Here is a 22,246-nt window from a genome sequence, read left to right on the forward strand (position 1 = left end):
CGGCGCGGCTGGACGTCGTCAAGCGGAAGAAGCGGATTCCGGAATCGGGATCCGCTTTTTTGATTGTTCGAGACGCGAGGATAGCTGCCCGTTGACGCCGGCAAAGGGATGGGGCTATAATGACGATGTATTTACTAAATTACTAAATAATTATGCGAGTTAAATTAGTAAATTACTAACTTAAAGGTCGTTCGATGCGATTCCGACCCCAATCTCAACTCAACCCAAACCCAATCCACAAGCCTTGGCGGCCGGCGGCCGCCGATCGAAAGGAGCACGACCCCATGAACCGACCGCCCCATGAACCGTTGTCGCCGGACAGGCGGCTGACGGCCGACGAACGGGCGCTCGTCTGGACGAAGCCGCCCACGCACGCGGAAAGCGACGAAGAGCGCCGAATCAGCCGCGAAGTCCGGCGCAACTGGCACCGCGGCGACCTGAAGATCGCCACGATCCTGCTCGAGGGCGACGCCGGCTCCGGCAAGACGCAGCTGGCGAAGGCGCTGTCGGCGAACTTCGGCCTTCCTTATACGAAAATCACGTGTTTCGCCGACATGGACAAAACCGACGTCATCGGCGCCATTTTGCCGGTCATCGCCCCCGAGCGGCAGCAGGGCCTGGAGCCGGACGACCGGACGGCGCTGCAGGCGTTGTACGCGAGCGACGGCTTCCGCGGCGCGGGCGAGCTGATCGCGGACGCGCTCGGCCTTACCCCGGAATCGGCGTCCGCCCGGTTGAAGCGATTGATCGGTCTCGTCTCGGCGCAAGCGGGCGGCGAGGCGGTGGCATACCGGTTCTACCCGTCCGAGATCGTCCGGGCGTTCGAGCGGGGCTACCTGCTCGAAATTCAGGAGCCGACGGTCATCCGCGACGCGGCGGTGCTTATGGCGCTGAACGCGGCGCTCGAGCCGGACGGCGCGCTCAATCTGCCGACGGGGCTCCTGCGGCGGCATCCGGATTTCGTCGCCGTCATCACGACGAACCGCGGCTACGCCGGCGTCCGGCCGCTCAACGAAGCGCTGCGGGACCGCGTGCAGCACGCGGAGAAGATGGATTTGCCCGCCAGGGAAGTCATGATCGGGCGCGCCGCCGCCAAGACCGGCTGCCGCGACATACGGGCGCTCGGCACGCTCGCGGACGTCATCCTGGCGCTGGACCGGACGGCCAAAGCGCACGCGATCAAAGGCGTCGCGGGCATGCGCTCGTACTTCGCCTGGGCGGACGCGGTCGCGGACGGCGTGGATGCGCGGGAGACGCTGTACACCAAAGTCATCTACAAAATCTCGACCGACCCGGAAGAAGTCAAGCTGCTGGAGGAGGCGCTGGCGCAGGGCGGGCTGTTCCGCGAGCTGGAGGACCTTGACGCAGCGACGGCCCGCGAGCCGCGCGACGGCGGCGAGCCGTCCGACCGACGGCGGGAGACGCGCGCGGCCGAGACGGAGCCGGACAGCGAAAAGGAAATGGACATCGAAAAGGAAATGAAGATCAAACAGGAAATGGAAAAGGAAACGAAGATCGAAATCAAAACCTGGGGCGCCGCGGAATCCGTCTTGGAAGACGGGTCCGAACCGGAAGCCGATGGCGAGCGGGCGCTCGCGCTGAAGCGGTCGGCCGACAGCGAAGACGGCTCTTCCGGCGCTTCGGCGAAGGATGCCGCCATGGAGCGCTCGGACCGCGAGGAAGACGGAGCGCCGCGGGTTCACGGCGCCGGGCAAGACGAAGCCTCTGCGGAGGAGGTCAAGCAGCGCGAGAAGGCGTTCCGCAGGCAGCTGAACCAAGAAGCGCGCGGCGCGGTCGAAGGGTCCATGCATCAGGGCGTAAAGCTCGTCGTGCACCGCCCGGGCTTCGACGAAGCCGACGAGCGGGCCTACGGGCGCCTTCGCGCCGAGCTGCTGCCGGTCGTGCGCGAGATCGCCGCGCAGACGCTCCCGCTGCTCGAGCACGAGCAGGCGCCCGACTTCGCGCGGCATCAATTCTATGGCGCGCGGTTCCAGGCGGACAGCGCCGCGCGGCGCGATTTCCGCCATTTCGCGAAGAAGCGGCCGCCGTCCGATTCGCCGTCGCTCGCCGTCGGGCTGCGGATCGACGAATCCGGCTCGATGGCGGCGTTCGGCCGGCTGGAGGCCGCGCGGCGCGCGGCGGTCGCGGTGTATGAATTTTGCGCCATGTGCGGCATTCCGGTGCTGATCTACGGCGACACGGCCGACGTCTCGCGGCTGGAGCAGATGTCCGTCTACGCATATGCCGATCCCGCCGGGCCCGACGCCGGGGACCGCTTCAGGCTGATGGGCATCCGCGCCCGCGGCAACAACCGCGACGGCATGGCGCTCCGCATCGCGGCGGACCGGCTCGCGGGCATGCCGCAGAGCGCCAAGCTGCTCATCAGCGTCAGCGACGGACAGCCGAAAGCGATGGACGATTACGCCGGCGAGCGTGCCGCCCGCGACATGCGCGCGGCGATCTCGGACTACGAGCGCAAAGGCGTCGCGTTCGTCGCGGCGGCGATCGGCCAGGACAAGGAAATCATCGGCCGCATCTACGGCGGCGAGCGGTTCCTCGACATCGCGAAGCTCGAGGACCTCCCGGCCAAGCTCGTGCGAATCGTCGCCCGGCATTTATAACGGTCATTACCGAATGGATCCGATCGAACGGAGAGGAAGGAACGCCATGGATAAACAGAAGCGCAAAGAGCTGCAGGAAGCCTACAAGGAAATCAAAACCTACATGGGCGCCATTCGCATCGCGAACGCCGCGAACGGCAAAGTCTACGTCGACGCCTATCCCAACCTGAAAAACAAGTGGCTCACGATCCGCGCCCAACTGGACATGGGCCGCTTCGCCAACGCGGAGCTGCAGCGCGACTGGAAGACGTACGGGGAAAGCGCGTTCGCCTACGACGTGCTGGAGGAGAAGGATGCCGGCGAGGTCGCCGACGTCCGCTGGGAAACGAAGCAGATGGCCAAGCGCTGGCTGGAGAAGCTGGAACCCTACGGCGACAAAGGCTATAACAAGCCGCCGAAGCAGCCGTAACTCAGGCCTGAATATCAAGAACCGGGTCCGCGTTGGCGGACCCGGTTCTTTCTGTTGGCATCGGCGCGGGAAGCAACGATAGGGTTCGGCAAGCCGGCTGCCCGTCAAGCGCCGAAGCGGGGAAGCCGCGGCCATGGCGTAATCGCCGCTTCCCGCCGGAAGGACGCCCGGCGGCTTCGGGCTATTCCTCGTACATCATTTTCCGCGTCATGCCGCCGTCGACGACGAGGTTCGCGCCCGTCACGAAGTCGTTCCCGGGATCGGTCAAGTACAGGCAAGCCCGCGCGATATCGTCCGGCCGGCCGACGCGCTGCGCGGGATGCTGGGCATGGTCGACGGGACGCAGGGCGGCGTAATCGCCGTTCTCGATCCAGCCGGGGCTGATCGCGTTGACCCGGATGCGATCGGGGCCGAGCGAGAGGGCGAGCGCGTGCGTGAGCGCGAGAATGCCTCCCTTGGACGCCGCGTACGCTTCGGAGTTCGGCTCGGACATGAGCGCCCGCGTCGAGGCGATGTTGACGATCGCCCCGCCGCCGGTTTCCCGCATCAGCTTGGCCGCCTCCCGCGCGCACAGGAACGTGCCCCGCAGATTCGTGTTCAGGACGTAATCCCACTCCGCGACGGACAGGTCGTAGACGGACTTCCAGGCGCCGAGCCCGGCGTTGTTGACGAGCGCGCCCAGCTTGACGCCGCGCTCCCGCAGCCAGGCGAAGCAGGCTTCGATCTCGGCGGGATCGCTCAGATCGAGCGCGCGAACGAGCGGCTCCCGGCCTTCGGCGCGCGCGAGCGCGGCCGTCTGCTCCAGCGCCTCGGCGTTCCGGTCCACGAGGACGACGTTCGCGCCCCGCTCGGCGTAGGCAAGCGCCAGTCCGCGGCCGATGCCGCCGCCGGCGCCGGTGATCAGGACGGTTAGTTCATGGGTCATGGTCGTTCGCTCCTATCGTTCGATGCTGAAATCGGGAAGGCTTCCATTTTGGTATACCTTTATTGCCAACCATTGTCAAATCGGATGTTCGTCCGCAGAGAAATATATGGTATTTTGGCGACGGAGCAGGAATACTTCTCGGCATGTGGAAATAGTACTACGTTTCTTTTCGTTTATTTTTCGATTATTTTTCGTTTATTTTTCGTTGCGTTTATCGGCAACTCTCTAATTTTACTTCTAATCGGAGCGATCCCATGAGCGAACTCAACCGTTTTTTTGACACCCAGCAGGACATCATCGTCGAGAGTTGGATTTATCGCATGGAACAAGCCTACCCGGGTTACTTCGATTTGGACGAGCTCCGCATACAAGGCAGGAAGTACGTTCGTTTGGTGGCCGACGTCGAGATTCCGATGAAAGAGCATCCGCTGTTCAAGGAATACGAACGCTGGTGCCAGATGCTGTTTCAAAAAAAAGTATCCATCGAGCATATCTTGAACAGCTCGCAGTTCTTCCGCGAGGCGCTTCTCGACGCGCTCGCCGAATACGACGTCGAACGCGCGGCGTTGACCCGTTTGATCGCCGGCGTCATTTCCCGGATCGATCATTTTCAATCCGCGATTTATATCTATTTTTGGGATCATGCCCATTACCGGATCGAGCGGCAGGACAAACTGATCGAAGACATGCACGACGAGAAGCTGAACCTGATCGGCAAGATGGCGTCCAGCATGGCGCACGAGATCCGCAATCCGCTCACGACGATCCGGGGCTTCTTCACCCTGATCCGCAAGACGCTGCCGGCGGGGGAGCTCGGGGCGGTCGATCGGTACATGGATATCATCGACAAGGAATTCCATACGATCGAAATGCAAATCACCGGTTTTCTCAGCTTTTCCCGGAAACCCATCGCCGATGAAGACAGCGTTTACATCTCGCTGAACGAGCTGATCGAACGGACGCTGTTGCTCGTCGGCCCGCTGCTGCTCAACGAGAACATCGAGCTCGAGCTGTCGCTGCAGGAGAGCCTTCGCGTGAAGATCCAGCGCTCCTCGGTCATGCAGGTGCTGTCCAATTTGCTGAACAATGCGATCGACGCGCTGCGAGACGCGGAAGGGGAACGCAAGATTTTGGTACATACTTATAGCGAGGGCGAAACGGCATGCGTCCGGATCGGCAATACCGGTCCGGAAATCCCCGCCGAACTCCGGCCGACGCTGTTCGACCCGTTCGTCACGACCAAGTCCGACGGCACGGGCCTCGGCCTCGCGATCTGCAAGCAGATCGTCGAACGCAACGGCGGAACGATTACGTTCGAGTCGGACCCGGAACGGACGACCTTCACCGTGGCGTTCGACAGCGCGGCGGAGCGGGAATGACGACGGACGCCTATCCCGACGGGAAGAAGGTGCAGCCATGGAACATGTAACGACCGCGCAATGGGACGAAGCGCTGTGGGCGGAAGCGGAGCCGATCTACGAGGAAGGCTTCCCCGAGCACGGACGGAAGCCGCGCCGCATCGTACGCCGGATGTTCGAGCGGAAGCTATGCGCGCTTCACGTATGGCGCGAGCAAGGGGAGGCGGCCGCCATGGCGCTCACCGCCTTCGACGCGCCGATGGACGTGCTCGTCGTCGATTACATGGCCGTCCGGCATCGGCTGCGGGGCCGCGGCATCGGCCTGCGCTGCGCCGCGTCGCTGCGCGGCTGGGCGCTGGCGGTCCGCCCCGGGTGCCGCGGGATCGTCATCGAGGCGGAAGCGGAAGCGACGGCGGAGAACGCGGCGCGCATCGCCTTTTGGCAAAAAGCGGGGTATGTCGCTACCGAATATGTACACGCGTACATTTGGGTGCCGGAGACGTATCGCGCGATGCGGCTCGGCTTCGACCCGGAGCGGCCGCTGACGGACGACGGCCGCGAGCTGTTCAAGGCGATCGCGCGTTATCACGAGAAGGCCTACCGCGGCGGCACGTAGCGGCGCGAGAAGGGCCCCGGGATGCAGGAAGGGATTCACAGATCACGATCCGCGTTCCTTGCGACGCGGTTTTTTTATTAGGGGGAGGTTGATTCACGTGCAGCAGCAAGTATTCGCGGGACTCCGGTCCAAATCGATTTATCCCAAGATTCTCATCGTGTTCATGCTCGTCGTCGCGCCGCTCTGCGTGCTTAGCCTGGTCGTCAACGCGAAGGGCGAATCGGCGGTCAAGCAGGAGATCGACAAGTCGATCGGCTCCAAGACGGCTTATTTCGTCGACTCGCTCGAGACGGAGGCGAACCGGATGTACGAGCATCAGCAGGGCTTCAACCTGGACAAGGACCTGCAGCGGCTCGTCTACGTCGATTCGACGCTCGGCCGCTTCGAATGGGGCGAGACGATCAAGCGGCTGCAGGAGAAGATGGAGATCATCAAGACATCGAGCAAGTACATCGATACCGTCAGCGTCCAGATGCTTACGCTCGGCAAGGCGATCTCGAACGAAGACCCGTACAATTCGCTCGACCGCGAGGCGGTCGACGCATTCATGAGCCAATATAAAGAGAAGGGCACCTCCATCATCAACGTGAACGGGCGGCTGCTGCTCGGCTACGTCAATCCGGTCGCCATCTTGGCGCAGAAGAAGCCGGACTACATCATTTTCATCCAGCTGTCGGTCCCGGAGCTGCGCAAGGCGATGGCGCAATTCGCGAATTATCCCCATTCGGGAGCCGTTCTCGCGGACGCGGAACGGAAGTGGACGATCGCGACCGGCGCCGACAAGGAACTGCTGGCCGCCATGAACCGGTTCGCGGACGAACGGAGCGGCACCGATGGCCCGGGAGAGACCGAGACGCTGAAGGTCGGCGGGACGACCTACCTGATGTCGTATCAATATTCGACCGCCATCCACATGAAGCTGCTCGTCTGCGTGCCGGAGAAGGAAGTGCTGGGCGACCTGGATTCGTACCGGATCTGGTTCTGGGTGCTCGCGCTGTTGTCGATGCTGATCATCGCCGTGTTCTCGACATGGATCTACCGGCTGATTCATAAACCGCTGAACAAGCTCGTATTCGCGTTCCGCAAAGTCGAGGACGGCTACTTGGAGCCGACCGTGCTCCCGACCGGACAGGACGAGTTCCGCTACCTGTTCGAGGGCTTCAACTCGATGGTCGTCAAGCTTAAGGAGCTGATCCACAAGCTGTACGAGCAGGAAATCCGGGTGAAGAGCTCGGAGCTGAAGCAGCTGCAGTCGCAGATCAACCCGCATTTCCTGTACAATACGTACTTCATTCTGCACCGGCTCGCCAAGATGGACGACATCGAGAACGTCATTTTGTTCAGTCAATACCTCGGCGAATACTTCCAGTTCATCACGCGCAACGGCGCCGCGGAAATCCCGCTCGAGGACGAGGTCAAGCACGGACGGCTGTACGTGGAAATCCAGCAAATCCGCTTCTCGAACCGGATCGACGTCGAATTCGACGAGCTGCCGGAAGGATGCAGGCAAGTCATGGTGCCGAAGCTGATTCTGCAGCCGATCCTGGAGAACGCTTATAAGTACGGCATGGAACGCAAGAAGGACGACGGCCTGATCACGGTGAAGATCCGGCAGGACGACGCCGCGATCCGGATCTCCGTCGAAGACAACGGCGCGGGCATGACCGACGAAGAGCTCGGCAAGCTCCAATCGCAGCTCGGGCTTCAGCTCGAGGGCGGCGAAATCACCGGCCTGCGCAACGTTCACCGGCGTCTGCAGCTGCAGTTCGGCAAGGACAGCGGCCTCCGGCTGCACCACGGAAGCGAAGGCGGATTGCGGGTCGACGTCACGATCCGGGACAAGGCCGGACAGGCCGCGAACGAACCGGACAACAACGCTTGAAACGTCAACGGATCACAAAAGTTTATTATATAAGCGCCTTGTCCTCCGACCCTATAATGAACATGTAGCAGCCAGAATTCAAAAAGTTCTTAAGATTCAGACATTAAAAAGGGGGACTCATGAATGGGCAAACGAAACGTGAAACTGGCCTTCGCGGCGAGCCTTGCCGCCATGATGATGTTGTCCGCATGTTCCGGCAATTCGGGCAACGGCGGGAACGGAAACGGCAACGCGGCCAGTAACGGCGGCAACGCGTCGTCCGGAAACGCGGCGAACGCCGGCAACGCGGGCGGCGACGCGAACCCGCTCGGCAAGTACGATCCGCCGATCGACCTGTCGACTTTCCGCTGCATGAACGACGCCGAGACGTATCCGCCGGGCGACTCCATCGACAAGAACGTCTGGTACACCGCGTATCAGGAAGAGCTCGGCATCAACGTGACGAACAAGTGGACGGTCAGCACGACGCAGTGCGAAGAGAAGACGAACCTCTCGATCGTCTCCGGCGACCTGCCCGACTTCTTCCCGGTCGACACGAAGCAGCTGAAGAACCTCGTCGACGCCGGCATGGTCGAAGACATGACCGAGGTGTTCGACAAGTACGCGTCGCCGCTCGTGAAGGAAGCGTACGCGGCCAATAACGGCGTGGCGACGACCGCCGCGACGTTCGACGGCAAGCTGATGGCGATCCCGGGCACGACGCGCGGCCTGAACAACGTCGACATGGTGTGGATCCGCGAGGATTGGCGCAAGAAGCTGAACCTGCCGGAGCCGAAAACGATGGACGATCTGCTGAACATCATCAAGGCGTTCGTCGATCAAGATCCGGACGGCGACGGCAAGAAGGACACGATCGGCCTCACGATGGGCAAGAACTTCTACGACGGCTACGCCGGGCTGGCCGGCTTCTTCAACGCCTTCCACGCGTATCCGTACACGAGCGCTTCGACCTCTATGTGGATCCAGGACAAGGACGGCAAGCTCGTCTACGGCGGCATTCAACCTGAAATGAAGCCGGCTTTGCAAGCGCTTCAGGACCTGTATAAGGCCGGCGCGATCGACCCGCAGTTCGTCGTCTACGACGGCGCGAAAGCCGCCGAAGCCGAGAACCAGGGCAAAGCGGGCGTCCACTTCGGCTACTTCTGGAACATCGGCTGGCCGATCGACGGCATGGCCAAGAAGAACGATCCGAGCATCGAGTGGAAGCCGTACCCGGTCCCTTCCGTCGACGGCACGCCCGCGATGGTGCAGGTGCCGGATCCGACGGCCTTCTGGAACTTCGCCGTCAAGAAGGGCACGAAGCATCCGGAAGCGATCGTGAAGATGATGAACCTGTTCTTCGAGCATATTTTCAGCGACAACGCCGAACCGGAGAAATACCACTCGGGCACGGTCGACGGCAAGAGCTACGGCTACTTCGATTACGCGGCGGTGCAGGGCGAGCATCCGGAGAAGAACCAGATCGCGTTCCGCAAAGTCAGCGAGGCGATGAAATCCGGCGATGCGTCCGGCCTGAATCCGGAGCAGAAAAAATACTACGACGCGTTGAAGAAGTACCAGGAAGGCGATCTGACGCAGTGGGGCGGGGACCGCACGTGGGGACCGGAAGGCTCGTTCTCCGTCCTCGAGAACTACAAGGACAACAACCTGATCAAGATCAACGAATTCCTGGGCGCGCCGACGAACACGATGGCGACGAAGGGCTCGATCCTGATGGACCTCGAATCGAAGATGATCACGAAGATCATCCTGGGCGACCCGGTCGATTCGTTCGACCAGTACGTCCAGACGTGGAAGCAGTCCGGCGGCGACCAAATCACGCAGGAAGTCAACGACTGGTACGCGAAGAACCATCAATAACCGAAGCGGGGAGAGAGGGGAGCGATGCTTCCCTCTCTTCATAAAGAAAGGAAGGGAGCGGCCATGAACAAGAGATTCAAGCTCGGCGATTACAGCTTATACCTCATGCTGTTGCCCGGCCTGGCGCTGATCGTCATCTTCAACTACGTCCCGATGGCGGGACTGGCCATCGGCTTCCAGCAGTTCAATCCGACCAAGGGGCTGTTCGGCTCCGACTACATCGGCTTCGACAACTTCAAGTACGTCTATTCGCTCGACGACACCATGAACGTGCTGCGCAACACGGTTTCCATCGCGGTGATGAAGATGGCCGCCGGCCTCGTCGTGCCCATCGTCGTCGCTCTGCTGCTGAACGAAGTCGGCAAGGCGTTTTTCCGCAAGGGCGTGCAGACGATCATCTACCTGCCGCACTTTCTGTCCTGGGTCATTCTCGCGGGCATTCTCATGGACGTCCTGTCGCCCTCGACGGGCATCGTCAACCAATTTCTCGCGTTTCTCGGCTTCAAGCCGATTTTCTTCCTCGGCACCCCGTCCTGGTTCCAGCCGGTGCTCGTCCTATCCGACGTCTGGAAGGAATTCGGCTTCAATACGATCGTTTACCTGGCCGCGCTGACAGGCATCAATCCGAACCTGTACGAAGCGGCCCAGATGGACGGCGCCGGCCGATGGAAGCAGACGTGGCACATCACGCTGCCCGGCATTCTCCCGATCATCATCCTGCTCGCGACGCTCAGTCTGGGCAACGTGCTGAACGCGGGCTTCGACCAAGTGTTCAACATGTACAGTCCGGTCGTTTACTCCACCGGCGACATTATCGATACGTACGTCTACCGGCTCGGCATGATCAACTTCCAGTTCGGGGTCGCGACCGCGGTCGGCCTGTTCAAATCGGTCGTCTCGTTCGTGCTTATCTCGGTGTCGTACCTGCTCGCGTACCGTTTTGCCAATTACCGGATTTTCTGACGGCCGCCTAGCGCCGAAATCATCACTTACCGCCATTTAAGGAGGGGCCGTTATGGTACAACGAAACAGTCCGGGCCGCACGGCCTTCGTATACGCCAACTATGCGCTGCTGGTCTTGCTCGGCTTGCTCTGCATTTTCCCGCTGATCCAGGTGCTGGCGATTTCCTTCAGCTCCAGCTCCGCGGCCGCAAGCGGGCTCGTCAAGTTCTTCCCGGTCGACTTCACGTTCGACGCGTACAAGTACGTCGCGACGAAGCCGGAGTTCATCCGGTCGTTCGGCATTACGCTCGAGCGGGTCGTGCTGGGCGTCGCGATCAACATGGTCGTCACGGTGCTGCTCGCGTATCCGCTGTCCAAGGATGCGTCGCAGCTCCGGTTCCGCACGGGCTTCGTCTGGCTGTTCGTCTTCACGATGCTGTTCAACGGGGGACTGATCCCGACCTACGTCGTCATCAAGAACCTGCATATGCTGAACTCCATCTGGGCGCTGGTACTGCCGGGCGCCGTGCCGATCTTCAACGTCATCCTGCTGCTGAACTTCTTCCGCAACATCCCGAAGGAGCTGCTCGAGGCCTCGTACATCGACGGCGCGAGCCAGTGGAGCACGCTGTGGCGCATCGTCGTGCCGGTGTCGCTGCCCGCGCTCGCCACGATCACGCTGTTCGCGACGGTCGGCCACTGGAACGCCTGGTTCGACGGCATCATCTACATGAACCAGCCCGAGAAGTACCCGCTGCAAAGCTACATGCAGACGATCATCGTGGCCCGGGACATGAGCAACCTGTCGCTCGACGACATCGAGAAGCTGAAGAACGTGTCGGACCGGAACATCAAGGCCGCGCAGATCTTCCTCGGCTCGCTGCCGATCCTGCTGATTTATCCGCTGCTGCAGCGCTTCTTCATGACAGGAATCGTGTTGGGCAGCGTCAAAGAATAATAGGAACCCGTTCAGAGAGGGGATACTTCGCATGCTTTACTCCTGTCCAACGCACGTCCGCTCCTATGCCGCCACGGCGGAAAACCAAACCGCGGCGCGGGGCGCCGGCGGCCAGGCGAACAACGGCCGGAAAGGCTCGGCGTGCATCCATCCGTTCAAGGCCGGCGCCGTCCATACGCTGCTCGACGCCGAAGGACCGGGCATCGTCCGCCATATCTGGTGCACCGTGCCGCCCGGCAATCCCGCCGTCATGCGCAATCTGATCATTCGGATGTATTGGGACGGCCAAGAGACTCCGAGCGTCGAAGTGCCGCTCGGCGACTTCTTCGGCGTGGCGCACGGCCGGCAGCGCAGCCTCGTCACGGATTACGTCACGATGCAGAGCGGCAAAGGCTTCAACTGCTGGATCCCGATGCCGTTCCGGAAGCGGGCGCGCATCACGGTCGAGAACGACGCGGGCTTCGACGTCGACATGCTGTTCTATCAGGTCGATTTTACGCGCGGCGACCGGCTGGACGAAGACGCGGGCTACTTCCACGCGCAATTCAGACGGCGGAATCCGTGCCCGCTGTACGAGGATTTCGTCATTCTGGACGGTATCGAGGGACCGGGCGTCTACCTCGGCACCGTCATCGGCGTGCGCAGCATCCTGCAGGCGAAGACGTGGTTCGGGGAAGGCGAGATCAAGTTCTTCATCGACGAGGACGAGACGCACCCGACGATCTGCGGCACCGGCCTCGAGGATTACGTGGGCAGCGCGTGGGGACTGCAGGAGGTCGTCACGCCGGAGCAGGGCGCGCCGCTCGTCGAGTACGAGAAGACGCTGTTCTCCATGTACCGGTTCCACGGGAAGGATCCGATTTACTTCCGCGAGTCGCTGAAGGCGACGCTCCAGCAGCTCGGCTTCGGGCCGCGCGAGTCGTCCGACGCCTTCTACGGCGAACGGTCGGTCTGCTACGCCGCGCCGGGCGTGCCCGAAGACAGCGAGAACTGCCTGTTCGAGCGCAGCGACGACGTCTGCTCCGTGGCCTATTGGTACCAGACGCGGCCGACGAAGCCGTTCCCGGCGCTGCCGGACCGCGAGGCGCGCACCGCGGACCTGATGGAAGACGGGGAGAAAGGGCCGGAACGCGCCGACGTGTAAGCGAACGAATGCACGGGAAACCGCTCGCCCGGCTCCGGCCGCGCGGCGCGGATCGCGCGTCACGCCATATCGGGCAAGGCCGATGTACGGGAGGAAGCCGGGCTTCCTCCCGCGCATGTCATTAAGCACGCAGGAACGCGGATGAGGAGGAGGATGGCGAGATGTACAGACTGCTGGTCGTCGACGACGAACCGATCATCGTGGACGGATTGATCGATCTGTTTTCCGATCCGGCGCACGAGCCGGAGCTGGAGCTGTACTGGGCGTATTCGGCGGCCGACGCGCTGGCATGCCTGAACGCGACGCGGATCGACATCGTCCTGACGGACATCGAGATGCCGGAGATGAACGGGCTTGCCCTGCAGAAGGAGATCAACGCGCGCTGGCCGCGCTGCAAGGTGATCTTCCTGACCGGCTACAACGACTTCAATTACATTCAGGTGTCGAGCCGCAGCGGCGCGACCGATTACGTGCTCAAGACGGAAGGCGACGCCCAGATCGTGGCGGCCGTCAAGCGCGCGGCGGCCGGCCTCGACGAGGAGCTGGCCGTGCGGCAGCTCGTACGGAAGGCCGAGAGCCAGCTCTCGCTCGCCCTGCCGCTCATGCAGCGGGAGTTCGGGCTTGAGCTGCTGAAGGGAGCGGAGCCGGCGGCCGATCCCGCGGCGGCCGGCCGGACGCTGAAGGAGCTGAACATCCCGCTCGCGGCGGGCGAGCCGCTTTACATGATCATGGGACGGATCGATTCCTGGCGGGCGGAGATGAGCCAATCCGACAAGATGCTCCTGATGTACGCCGTGCACAACATCGCCGAAGAATATTTGTCCGATTCGTTCCGGATGTTCCATATCAAGTACGGGCAGGACCGGTTCGTCTGGCTGCTGCAGGCGAAGGACGGGGGAGCCGGCGCGGAAGACGGGACCGCAGGCGCGGCCGCGTCGGCGGCCAATCCGCTCCGCCGGCTGAACGGCTACCTGGAGCTCGCGCAGTCGGCCTGCACGCAGTATCTGCGCGTGCCGTGCTCGTTCGTGCTCGTGAGCGAGCCGTTCGGCTGGCGCCAGATCGCCCACAAGTTCGATACGCTCTCGTTCCTGTTCGCCCGCGGTCTCGGGACGCGGCAGGAAATTTTGCTGTCGGACCAGCAGCTCGTCGACGCGTTCCGGGAGCAGCACGACGGCCGGGTCAAGATGCGCTCGCTCCAGCTGCTGGACGAATATTTGGACAAAGGCCAGAAGGCGGAGTTCTTCGAGCTGTACCGCCAGTTCATGGAGCTGGTCGAAGGCGAATCGGTGTCCAAGACGGGCGTCGCCGTCGAAATCTTCTACTCCATGGTGTCGATGTTCATCACGTACATCAACCGCTGGGGCTTGATGAAGACCGTTACCGACCGGTTCAACCTGAACCAGCTGTTCAACATCGGCGAGCACGCCACGTGGCGGGAGACGACCGCGCGCTTCGAGGGGCTCGCGAATTTGTTGTTCGAGGAGACGGCGAGCGAGAACGAGAAGCAGACGAACGACGTCATCTGGAAGGTGCAGGATTATATCCGGGACAACCTCGGCGGCGATCTGTCGCTGACGAAGCTGGCCGAGCTCGTCTACCTGTCGCCCTCGTACCTGTCCAAGCTGTACAAGCAGGAAACCGGCCAGAGCCTGAAGGATTCCATCATCGACGCCCGGGTGCAGAAGGCGAAGGAGCTGCTGCTGCAGCGGGAAATGAAGATCCACAAGATCGGCCGCGCGGTCGGCTTCGAGTCCGCCGCGTACTTCACCCGCTGCTTCAAGAAGATGACGCAGCTGAGCCCGCAGGAATTCCGGGACGGCAAGCGGGTCGCGGCGGAAGCACTGGAGTAAGCCCGCGCCGGCGGCCGCATGCCCACGAATAGGAGGAACTACCGTGTCCAACGAAACTACCCGCGTGCCGCTTGACGGCGCGCTCGCCGCGTTCATCGCGAGCATGGAGGCGGCATCGCTCGGCGGCGTCCGCCCCGCGGTCGACGCGACGCGCGCCGGCGTCGGCCGGGTGAACGTCAAGCTGCGCTTCGAGCTGCCCGAGCCGGTCCGTCAGGACGATTGGCGGATCGACATCGCGCCGGCCTTCGCGCCGACCTTCCATTGGGCGCCGCATCTGACGCCGACCGACCGCCATATCATCGACCAGCACGGCTTTCGCTCGCCGGCGCTGATCGTGCACGACGCGGACCGCTGGCTGGCCGTCGTGCCCGACCTCGACCTGCTGCTCGCGGGCTCGCCTGTCCGCTGGTACATGGATCTGAACGCCCGGGATAACCGGCTTACGCTCGGCATGAGCCGCTACCGCGTGGCCGAGCACGTGCTGTACGAACGGGAAGCCGGCGCGGCGTATCCTGCGGGAACCGTCGAATTCGGCTTCTTCGTGCTGACCGGGGAAGGACCGGATTACGCGCGGAATCCGTGGCGGCCCGTCCTCGATCTGCTGTGGAGCGGGTGGGGCGGCCCGCTGTTCCGCGCCGGCGAGCCGCTCGGACGGCCGCTCGAGCCGTACGTCGACCACGCGTACCGCTGGGCGTTCGAGGACTGGAAGGACGCGGTGTGGCAGCAGTTCGAGCTGGACGGCAGGACGGTCGGCGCGCCGGTGTTCATCGTGAACGTCACGCAGAGCCCGAACTACCCCGGGCCGGTGAACGAACGGGAATTCCGCTCGATCTGGAATCAAGCCTGGTTCAGCTCGCTCCGTTCGGCGCAGGGGCTGTACCGCTACGGGCTGGAGACCGGCAACCGGGAGCATCTCGAGCGCGCCCGGCTGATGAAGGAGCTGGCGCTGTCGGCGCCCCGGCGGGAGGGCTTCTTCCCGGCCGTCATCGCGGCCGAGATGGAGCAAATCGACGCCGGCGGCAGGACCGTGAGCCGCGCGAAAGGCTGGGAGACGGCGTACTGGGGCAATTCCAACCGCAATCCCGTCACCCGCTCGGCGAAGGAAGCGCCGTACCATATCCTCGACATGAGCTTCACCGCGCTGCTCATGCTGCGCTGGCACGAGGAGCTCGAACCGGACGAACGCCTGCTCGCGTACGCGGAGCGTTACGGCGAGGCGCTGCTGCGCCTGCAGGACGGCAAAGGGTTTTTCCCGGCCTGGCTGGACGCCGCGACGCTGCAGCCGCTGCCGGTCCTGGCGGAATCGCCGGAGACGTCGATGTCCGTGACGTTCCTGCTGAAGCTGTACGAGCTGACCGGCAGCGACGCGTACCGGACGGCCGCCCTGAAGGCGATGGACGCCGTGGCGGAGGAGATCGTTCCCGTCGGACGCTGGGAGGACTTCGAGACGTACTGGTCGTGCTCCGGCTATGGCAGCGATACGCTGCTCGGCCGCAAGGCCGAGCGCAACGACATGTTCAAGCAGTGCAATTTCTCTATGTTCTGGACGGCCGAAGCGCTGCTTGCTTGTCATCGGACGACCGGCGAGGACCGCTATCTGCGGCTCGGCGAGCGCTGCCTCGACGAGCTGCTCATGACGCAGGCTTCGTGGCAGCCGCCGTACATTCACGTGAACGCCCTCGGGGGCTTCGGCGTCATGAACGCCGACGGCGAATGGAACGACGCGCGCCAGAGCTTGTTCGCCGAGCTCATCCTCGACTACGGCCAGCTGCTCGGCCGGCAGGAATACGTCGAACGCGGATTGGCCGCGCTGCGCTGCGCGTTCGTCATGATGTACTGCCCCGAGAATCCGAGGACGAAGGCGCAGTGGGAGAAGGCGCATCCGTTCTTCGGCGAGCGGGATTACGGCTTCATGATGGAAAACTACGGCCACGGCGGCGTCGCGGACGAGAACGGCGAAGGCATCGGCGAATTCACGATCTTCGATTGGGGCAACGGCGCGGCAGCGGAAGGCTTCCTGCGGGTCAAGGCGCACCGGCGCGCGCTGCTCGAGAAGTACGGGCTGACGGAACCGTCGGCGGAAGGAGCGCCGCTATGATCCGGGAATCCATGCTGTCCGGCACGGGCAGAACGATCACGGTCGGCGGGCCGGGCGCGGAGGTTCAAGGCTTCTCCTCGGCCGCCGTTCAAGCGGCCGTCGAGGAGCTGCGCCGCGGCGGGGAAGGGGGCACGATCCTGCTGGACGAAGGCGAGTACCGCGCGACCGGCCCGATCCGGCTTTACGGCGGCATGACGCTGCAGGGCCGCGGCCCGAACACCGTGCTGAAGAAAAGCGGCGGCGTGAAGACGCGCTTCGTGACCGACGCCGATTACGGCGAGCTGCAGGCCGAAGTCGAGGATCCGTCCGGCTTCGAGCCGGGGACCGGCCTTCAGCTGTTCGACGACAAGCAGAAGTGGGGCTGGGACGAGAGCACCGCGGTCGTGACGCGCGTCGAGGGGCGGATGCTGTACTTCGACCGCCATCTGGAGCGCGATTACATCGCCGACCACGGCGGCACGGTGACGAACGCGTGCTCGGTCATCGAGGTGCGCGACGCCCGTCATGTGCGCATTCTCGACCTGACGGTGGACGGAAGCGGCGAGCGGAACGAACCGATCGGCGGCTGCCGCGCGGGCGGCATTTACCTGTACAAGGCCGGCGACTGCCGCATCGAGAACGTGGCCGTCCGGAATTTCAACGGCGACGGGATCTCGTGGCAGATCACGGAGCACGTGGAGGTGCGCCGCTGCGCGGTGACGGACTGCGCGGGCTCCGGCCTGCACCCCGGCGCCGGGACGGCCCGCACCGTCGTCGCGGACTGCCGGCTCGAGGGCAACGGCTTGGCCGGCCTGTTCATCTGCTGGCGGGTGCGGTACGGCGAGTTCGTCCGCAACCGGATGAACGGCAACGGCAGCTGCGGCATCTCCATCGGCCACAAGGACTCGTACAATTTGTTCGCCGACAACGAAATCCGCGGGAACGGCGAATGCGGCGTCGACTTCCGCGAAGAGAAGCCGGGCAACGGGGCGAACGGCAACCGGTGGCTGCGCAACGCCATCGCGGACAACGGCGGCGAAGACGGAGAGGGCTGCGGCATCGTCGTCCGCGGAGCGGCGGCGGACAATGTCTTCATCGGAAACGCGATCGACGGAGCGGCGGACGCCAAGCCGGCCGCGGCGACGGCGGCGGCCGGCGGCGCGACGGAGGCGAGGATGACCGGCGAGCAGGCCGCAGCCGCGCCTCAAGGACGCCAGCGGACCGCCGTTCGGCTCGGCGAAGGCGCGGCGCGCTTCACGTTCGAATAGCGGAATGGGCGCGCGGAAGCGGGCGAAGGCGATCGGGCCTCGCCCGCTTTTTGATTTTGGATAACGAAGGTCAACGGATGTCCGGTTTTTAGTATATGGCGAAGGGCCCGCGGCATCTATAATTACGCTCAGAAGCAACCGGAGCCGCGCTTTCGCTTCCCGATGGAAGAGGAACGGCATGCCGTTCCTCTTCCATCGGGAAGCGGACCATCCATATCTACCGACAGGAGGAAACGACGCAATGAACGGATTCAACGGACTGGGCTTGCATTTGGGCAATTTGCACCTGCTGTCGGACGCCAAGACGCGTTCGACCAGCGCGGAAAATTTCGACGGGGCGAAGGGCCGCGGGGGAATGGCGACGGAGGGCACGGGCGCGGGCTGCGCGCGCGATCTCGGGGTCGGCTGGAAGGTGTCCCCGTCGGTCGAACTTCAGCCGGGCGCGACGTTCGCGATGGCGGACATCGACGGCCCCGGCGCGATCCAGCATATTTGGCTGACCTGCTCGCCGAACAACTGGCGCAACCTGATTCTCCGCTTCTATTGGGACGGAGAGGCGGAGCCTTCCGTCGAGGTACCGCTCGGCGACTTTTTCTGCAACGGCTGGTGCGAGCGCAGCAACGTCAATTCCTTGCCGATCGCGGTCAATCCGGCCGGCGGCATGAACAGCTATTGGACGATGCCGTTCCGCAAGCACGCGCGGCTTACGGTGGAGAACCGCTCGGTCAAGCCGGTCATACTCTATTATCAGGTGACCTATACGCTAACCGACGTGCCGGACGACGCGGCGTACTTCCACGCGCAGTGGCGCCGCAGCAACCCGCTGCCTTACAAAGACGTCCATACGCTGCTGGACGGCGTGACGGGCAAAGGGCATTACGTCGGGACCTATATTGCCTGGCAGGTCAACAATACCGGCTGGTGGGGCGAAGGCGAGATCAAGTTCTTCCTGGACGGCGACAAGGAGTACCCGACGATCTGCGGCACCGGCACGGAAGATTATTTCGGCGGGGCGTGGAACTTCGAGCATCCGTACGGCGAATACGGCAGCTTCTCGACGGCGTACCTGGGCATGCCGCAGGTGATCAAGCCGGACGGGCTGTACAAGAGCCAGCAGCGCTTCGGCATGTATCGCTGGCACGTCATGGACCCGATCCGCTTCGAATCCGACCTGCGCGTGACGATCCAGGCGCTCGGCTGGCGTTCGGAAGGACGTTACCTGCCGCTGCAGGACGACATCGCGTCCGTCTCGTACTGGTACCAATCGGAGCCGCACGCGCCGCATCCGGCGCTGCCGGACCCGGACGGCCTGGAGGTGATCTGACCATGACGCGCGAAACGGATACGAACGCAAGGGGACAAGCGGCCGATACGGAAGCGTGGATCGCGTCGGCTTGGAATCGAACGGCCGCCAAGATCGCCCGCAACGCGGCCGACATCGGCGCGAGCTTCCCGCACGCGTCGCTCGGCGGCCGGTACAATGCCTGCCCGGCGCACGATTGGGGCGCGGGCTTCTGGCCCGGCCTGCTCTGGCTCGCCTACCGCGAGACCGGCGACGCCAAGCTGCGCGAGACGGCCGAGGCGCTGGAGCGGAAGCTCGCCGAGACGCTGACCGCGTACGACGAGCTGCACCACGACGTCGGCTTCATGTTCAGTCTGAGCAGCGTCGCGCAGCATAAGCTGCTCGGGGACGCGGACGCCCGGCGCCACGGCCTCATGGCGGCCAACCTGCTGGCCGGCCGGTTCAACGTGAACGGCGATTTCATCCGCGCCTGGCCGGACTGGAACGGCGAGGACCACAGCGGCTGGGCGATCATCGACTGCATGATGAACCTGCCTTTGCTCTACTGGGCGTCGAAGGAACTCGGCGACCCGCGGTACAAGCATATCGCGATGCGGCACGCCGATATGGTCTTGCGCGAGTTCGTCCGCCCGGACGGCTCTGCGTACCATATCGTCTGCTTCGACCCGGAGACGGGCGAACGCGTCGGCGCGCTCGCCGGCCAGGGCTACGCGCCGGAGTCGGCCTGGGCCCGCGGGGCGGCCTGGGCGCTGCACGGCTTCGCGCTCAGCTATGGCTACACGGGGGAGCATCGGTTCTTGAACGCCGCGAAGCGGGTCGCGCAATTCTTCCTCGCCCGGCTGCCGGAGGACAAGGTGCCGTACTGGGACTTCAGGCTGCCGGACGTATCGGGCATGCCGCGCGATTCCTCGGCTGCTGCGATCGCCGCCTCCGGCCTGCTCGAGCTCGCTTCCCACGCCGGCGGCGCGGACGCGGAGTTTTACCGTTCCGCGGGCGCCGCGATCGTCCGGTCGCTCGACGAACGCTACGGCGCGTGGGAGCAGGACGAGCAGGGGCTGCTGCTGCACGCGACGGGCTACTACGAGAAGAACGCGTACGTCGACGTGCCGATTATTTACGGCGATTACTTCTTCGCCGAGGCGCTGCTGAAGCTGAAGGGGCGGACGGCTTTTTTCTGGTAGGGTGACCGCGATGCGGGGACCTGTAGTCGAGACAAACCGTTCCTCTTAGTTGGACCGTGACCGTCGTTTTTACTTTTCCGTGCAACGCCGAGAAACCGCGTCGCTCCATCCGGGAGCGACGCGGTTTTTTTGGCGTTCCCGGGGTCGCTCGGGCCGCGGAACGGGCGCCGCGCCGCGCTCGGAAACTCCCGCATCGAACCGGGTTCGGCGGGCATACTAGCGGCGTTCGTTTCCGGTCAGCGAAAATGATGTCAACATCGATCATGACTGAAAGCGATTTACATTTGATTGAACCCTCGGCCGCTTGGCTTTACGATAAGGACACAAACCAAGCAACATATATTTCGCAACTGGGGAGGCTATCCTTATGGATACAGCAGCACAACAACGCGCGTCCGCCGGCGGCGCCAGAGTCCGCGTACAGCGGTTCGGCCGCTTCCTGAGCGGCATGGTCATGCCGAATATCGGCGCTTTCATCGCGTGGGGCCTCATCACCGCGCTGTTCATCCCGACGGGCTGGATTCCGAACGAGGAATTGGCGAAGCTCGTCTCGCCGATGATCACGTACCTGCTTCCGCTCCTGATCGGGTATACGGGCGGGACGATGATCCACGGCACGCGCGGCGGCGTCATCGGCGCCGTCACGACGATGGGCGTCATCGTGGGCACGGACATTCCGATGTTCATGGGCGCGATGTTCGTCGGGCCGTCAGCGGCGTGGGTGCTCAAGCGCTTCGACAAGGCGATCGAGGGCAAAGTCAAGTCCGGCTTCGAGATGCTCGTCAACAACTTTTCGTCCGGCATCATCGGAGGCATCCTGGCGATCATCGCCTACCTGGTCGTCGGACCGGTGGTGGAGGTCGTGAGCAAGACGCTCGCCAACTGCGTGCAGGCGCTCGTCGACGCCAACCTCCTGCCGCTCGCGAACGTGCTGATCGAGCCTGCCAAGGTGCTGTTCCTGAACAACGCGATCAACCACGGCGTCCTCAGCCCGATCGCGCTCGACCAAGCGTCGAAGACGGGCAAGTCGATTCTGTTCATGCTGGAGTCGAATCCGGGTCCGGGTCTCGGCGTCCTGCTGGCGTATTGGCTGGTCGGACGCGGATCGGCGAAAATGTCCGCGCCGGGCGCGGCGATCATTCACTTCTTCGGCGGGATTCACGAAATCTACTTCCCGTATATTCTGATGAATCCTCGCCTCATCCTGGCGGTCATCGCGGGCGGCGTCACCGGCACGTTCACGTTCTCGATGTTCCACGCCGGCCTGGTCGCGCCGCCTTCGCCGGGCAGCATCTTCGCTTACGCCGCCATGGCGCCGAAGGGCGGCCTGCTCCAGGTCTTCACCGGCGTCATCTCGGCGGCGGTCGTCTCGTTCCTCGTGGCGGCTTTGCTGCTGAAGACGGGCAAGCAGGCCGAAGGCGAGGACGAGCTGGAGCAAGCGTCCGAGAAAATGAAGCAAATGAAGCAGGCGCCGATCGCGGCGGCGGCAGCCGCATCCGCGGCACCGGCAGCGGTGACGGCCGCACCTTCGGCGGGAGCATCCGTTAACGCCAAGGCGGCGGCGGACGTGCGCAAGATCGTCTTCTCCTGCGATGCCGGCATGGGCTCGAGCGCCATGGGCGCCTCCGTGCTCCGCAAGAAGATGAAGGACGCGGGCGTCGGCGTCACGGTCGTCAATACGGCGATCAGCGAGATTCCGGCCGACGCGGACATCGTCGTCACGCACAAGTCGCTGACGGACCGGGCGCGCGGCCAGGCGCCGCAGGCCGAGCATATCTCGATCGACAATTTCATGAAAAGCCCGGCCTACGACGAGCTCGTCAAACGGCTGAGCGAATAAGACAAGGTAACG

16 protein-coding genes are annotated in these 22,246 nt (G+C 63.6%); 15 read left to right on the plus strand and 1 reads right to left on the minus strand.

The genetic code is table 11. The annotated features are described in order from the left end of the window. Nucleotides 1–284: 284 nt before the first annotated feature. Both I8J29_RS00735 and I8J29_RS00740 read left to right on the plus strand, forming a co-directional pair. Complete coding sequence (locus tag I8J29_RS00735; RefSeq protein ID WP_208845674.1) at nucleotides 285–2,621, plus strand: cobaltochelatase CobT-related protein; 2,337 nt, start codon at nucleotides 285–287, stop codon at nucleotides 2,619–2,621. A 46-nt stretch (nucleotides 2,622–2,667) separates the two neighbouring features. Next, nucleotides 2,668–3,030: a GIY-YIG nuclease family protein gene (locus tag I8J29_RS00740; RefSeq protein ID WP_208845675.1), complete on the plus strand. Its 363-nt coding sequence runs from the start codon at nucleotides 2,668–2,670 to the stop codon at nucleotides 3,028–3,030. Between the two features lie 181 nt (nucleotides 3,031–3,211). Here I8J29_RS00740 and I8J29_RS00745 read toward each other — a convergent pair whose 3' ends face one another. Continuing rightward, entirely contained in the window at nucleotides 3,212–3,955 is a 744-nt protein-coding gene (locus I8J29_RS00745; RefSeq protein WP_208845676.1) for an SDR family NAD(P)-dependent oxidoreductase, read from the minus strand. A gap of 254 nt (nucleotides 3,956–4,209) precedes the next feature. Here I8J29_RS00745 and I8J29_RS00750 point away from each other — a divergent pair, with 254 nt between their 5' ends. From I8J29_RS00750 to I8J29_RS00810, 13 genes are all read left to right on the plus strand, one after another. Next, the gene (locus I8J29_RS00750; RefSeq protein WP_208845677.1) at nucleotides 4,210–5,334 is read left to right on the plus strand and encodes a sensor histidine kinase; all 1,125 of its coding nucleotides are present in this window, start codon (nucleotides 4,210–4,212) and stop codon (nucleotides 5,332–5,334) included. Between the two features lie 37 nt (nucleotides 5,335–5,371). Next, nucleotides 5,372–5,929, plus strand: a complete 558-nt coding sequence (locus tag I8J29_RS00755) for a GNAT family N-acetyltransferase (RefSeq protein WP_208845678.1) — start codon at nucleotides 5,372–5,374, stop codon at nucleotides 5,927–5,929. A gap of 97 nt (nucleotides 5,930–6,026) precedes the next feature. Continuing rightward, on the plus strand, nucleotides 6,027–7,811 hold the full coding sequence (locus I8J29_RS34360; RefSeq protein ID WP_208845679.1) for a sensor histidine kinase: 1,785 nt from the start codon (nucleotides 6,027–6,029) through the stop codon (nucleotides 7,809–7,811). Between the two features lie 123 nt (nucleotides 7,812–7,934). Continuing rightward, nucleotides 7,935–9,671: an extracellular solute-binding protein gene (locus I8J29_RS00765; RefSeq protein ID WP_208845680.1), complete on the plus strand. Its 1,737-nt coding sequence runs from the start codon at nucleotides 7,935–7,937 to the stop codon at nucleotides 9,669–9,671. Nucleotides 9,672–9,734: 63 nt separating this feature from the next. After that, on the plus strand, nucleotides 9,735–10,634 hold the full coding sequence (locus I8J29_RS00770) for an ABC transporter permease (protein ID WP_208845681.1): 900 nt from the start codon (nucleotides 9,735–9,737) through the stop codon (nucleotides 10,632–10,634). Nucleotides 10,635–10,686: 52 nt separating this feature from the next. Continuing rightward, nucleotides 10,687–11,571 (plus strand): carbohydrate ABC transporter permease, encoded by an 885-nt coding sequence (locus tag I8J29_RS00775; RefSeq protein WP_208845682.1) that lies wholly within the window; start codon nucleotides 10,687–10,689, stop codon nucleotides 11,569–11,571. 31 nt (nucleotides 11,572–11,602) lie between these two features. Next, a complete protein-coding gene (locus tag I8J29_RS00780; protein WP_208845683.1) occupies nucleotides 11,603–12,715 on the plus strand; it encodes a glycoside hydrolase family 172 protein in 1,113 nt (370 codons plus the stop codon). Between the two features lie 161 nt (nucleotides 12,716–12,876). Continuing rightward, a complete protein-coding gene (locus tag I8J29_RS00785) occupies nucleotides 12,877–14,565 on the plus strand; it encodes a response regulator (protein ID WP_208845684.1) in 1,689 nt (562 codons plus the stop codon). Between the two features lie 43 nt (nucleotides 14,566–14,608). Continuing rightward, on the plus strand, nucleotides 14,609–16,663 hold the full coding sequence (locus I8J29_RS00790) for a hypothetical protein (protein ID WP_208845685.1): 2,055 nt from the start codon (nucleotides 14,609–14,611) through the stop codon (nucleotides 16,661–16,663). Then, the gene (locus tag I8J29_RS00795; RefSeq protein WP_208845686.1) at nucleotides 16,660–17,910 is read left to right on the plus strand and encodes a right-handed parallel beta-helix repeat-containing protein; all 1,251 of its coding nucleotides are present in this window, start codon (nucleotides 16,660–16,662) and stop codon (nucleotides 17,908–17,910) included. The genes I8J29_RS00790 and I8J29_RS00795 overlap by 4 nt, the downstream gene beginning before the upstream one ends. Before the next feature lie 241 nt (nucleotides 17,911–18,151). Then, nucleotides 18,152–19,234: a glycoside hydrolase family 172 protein gene (locus I8J29_RS00800; RefSeq protein ID WP_208845687.1), complete on the plus strand. Its 1,083-nt coding sequence runs from the start codon at nucleotides 18,152–18,154 to the stop codon at nucleotides 19,232–19,234. Between the two features lie 2 nt (nucleotides 19,235–19,236). Continuing rightward, entirely contained in the window at nucleotides 19,237–20,394 is a 1,158-nt protein-coding gene (locus I8J29_RS00805; RefSeq protein WP_208845688.1) for a glycoside hydrolase family 88 protein, read from the plus strand. Nucleotides 20,395–20,761: 367 nt separating this feature from the next. Next, entirely contained in the window at nucleotides 20,762–22,234 is a 1,473-nt protein-coding gene (locus I8J29_RS00810; RefSeq protein WP_208845689.1) for a PTS mannitol transporter subunit IIBC, read from the plus strand. Nucleotides 22,235–22,246: the final 12 nt, after the last annotated feature.

Source organism: Paenibacillus artemisiicola, assembly GCF_017652985.1.
Taxonomy (GTDB): domain Bacteria; phylum Bacillota; class Bacilli; order Paenibacillales; family Paenibacillaceae; genus Paenibacillus_Z; species Paenibacillus_Z artemisiicola.

What these genes read in the sequence shown, in the direction of transcription:
- I8J29_RS00810 (WP_208845689.1), top strand. Translation starts at nt 20,762, where the DNA reads ATGGATACAGCAGCACAACAACGCGCGTCCGCCGGCGGCGCCAGAGTC.
- I8J29_RS00740 (WP_208845675.1), top strand. Translation starts at nt 2,668, where the DNA reads ATGGATAAACAGAAGCGCAAAGAGCTGCAGGAAGCCTACAAGGAAATC.
- I8J29_RS00770 (WP_208845681.1), top strand. Translation starts at nt 9,735, where the DNA reads ATGAACAAGAGATTCAAGCTCGGCGATTACAGCTTATACCTCATGCTG.
- I8J29_RS00785 (WP_208845684.1), top strand. Translation starts at nt 12,877, where the DNA reads ATGTACAGACTGCTGGTCGTCGACGACGAACCGATCATCGTGGACGGA.
- I8J29_RS00800 (WP_208845687.1), top strand. Translation starts at nt 18,152, where the DNA reads ATGAACGGATTCAACGGACTGGGCTTGCATTTGGGCAATTTGCACCTG.
- I8J29_RS00765 (WP_208845680.1), top strand. Translation starts at nt 7,935, where the DNA reads ATGGGCAAACGAAACGTGAAACTGGCCTTCGCGGCGAGCCTTGCCGCC.
- I8J29_RS00795 (WP_208845686.1), top strand. Translation starts at nt 16,660, where the DNA reads ATGATCCGGGAATCCATGCTGTCCGGCACGGGCAGAACGATCACGGTC.
- I8J29_RS00755 (WP_208845678.1), top strand. Translation starts at nt 5,372, where the DNA reads ATGGAACATGTAACGACCGCGCAATGGGACGAAGCGCTGTGGGCGGAA.
- I8J29_RS00775 (WP_208845682.1), top strand. Translation starts at nt 10,687, where the DNA reads ATGGTACAACGAAACAGTCCGGGCCGCACGGCCTTCGTATACGCCAAC.
- I8J29_RS00805 (WP_208845688.1), top strand. Translation starts at nt 19,237, where the DNA reads ATGACGCGCGAAACGGATACGAACGCAAGGGGACAAGCGGCCGATACG.
- I8J29_RS00750 (WP_208845677.1), top strand. Translation starts at nt 4,210, where the DNA reads ATGAGCGAACTCAACCGTTTTTTTGACACCCAGCAGGACATCATCGTC.
- I8J29_RS00735 (WP_208845674.1), top strand. Translation starts at nt 285, where the DNA reads ATGAACCGACCGCCCCATGAACCGTTGTCGCCGGACAGGCGGCTGACG.
- I8J29_RS00780 (WP_208845683.1), top strand. Translation starts at nt 11,603, where the DNA reads ATGCTTTACTCCTGTCCAACGCACGTCCGCTCCTATGCCGCCACGGCG.
- I8J29_RS00745 (WP_208845676.1), bottom strand. Translation starts at nt 3,955, where the DNA reads ATGACCCATGAACTAACCGTCCTGATCACCGGCGCCGGCGGCGGCATC.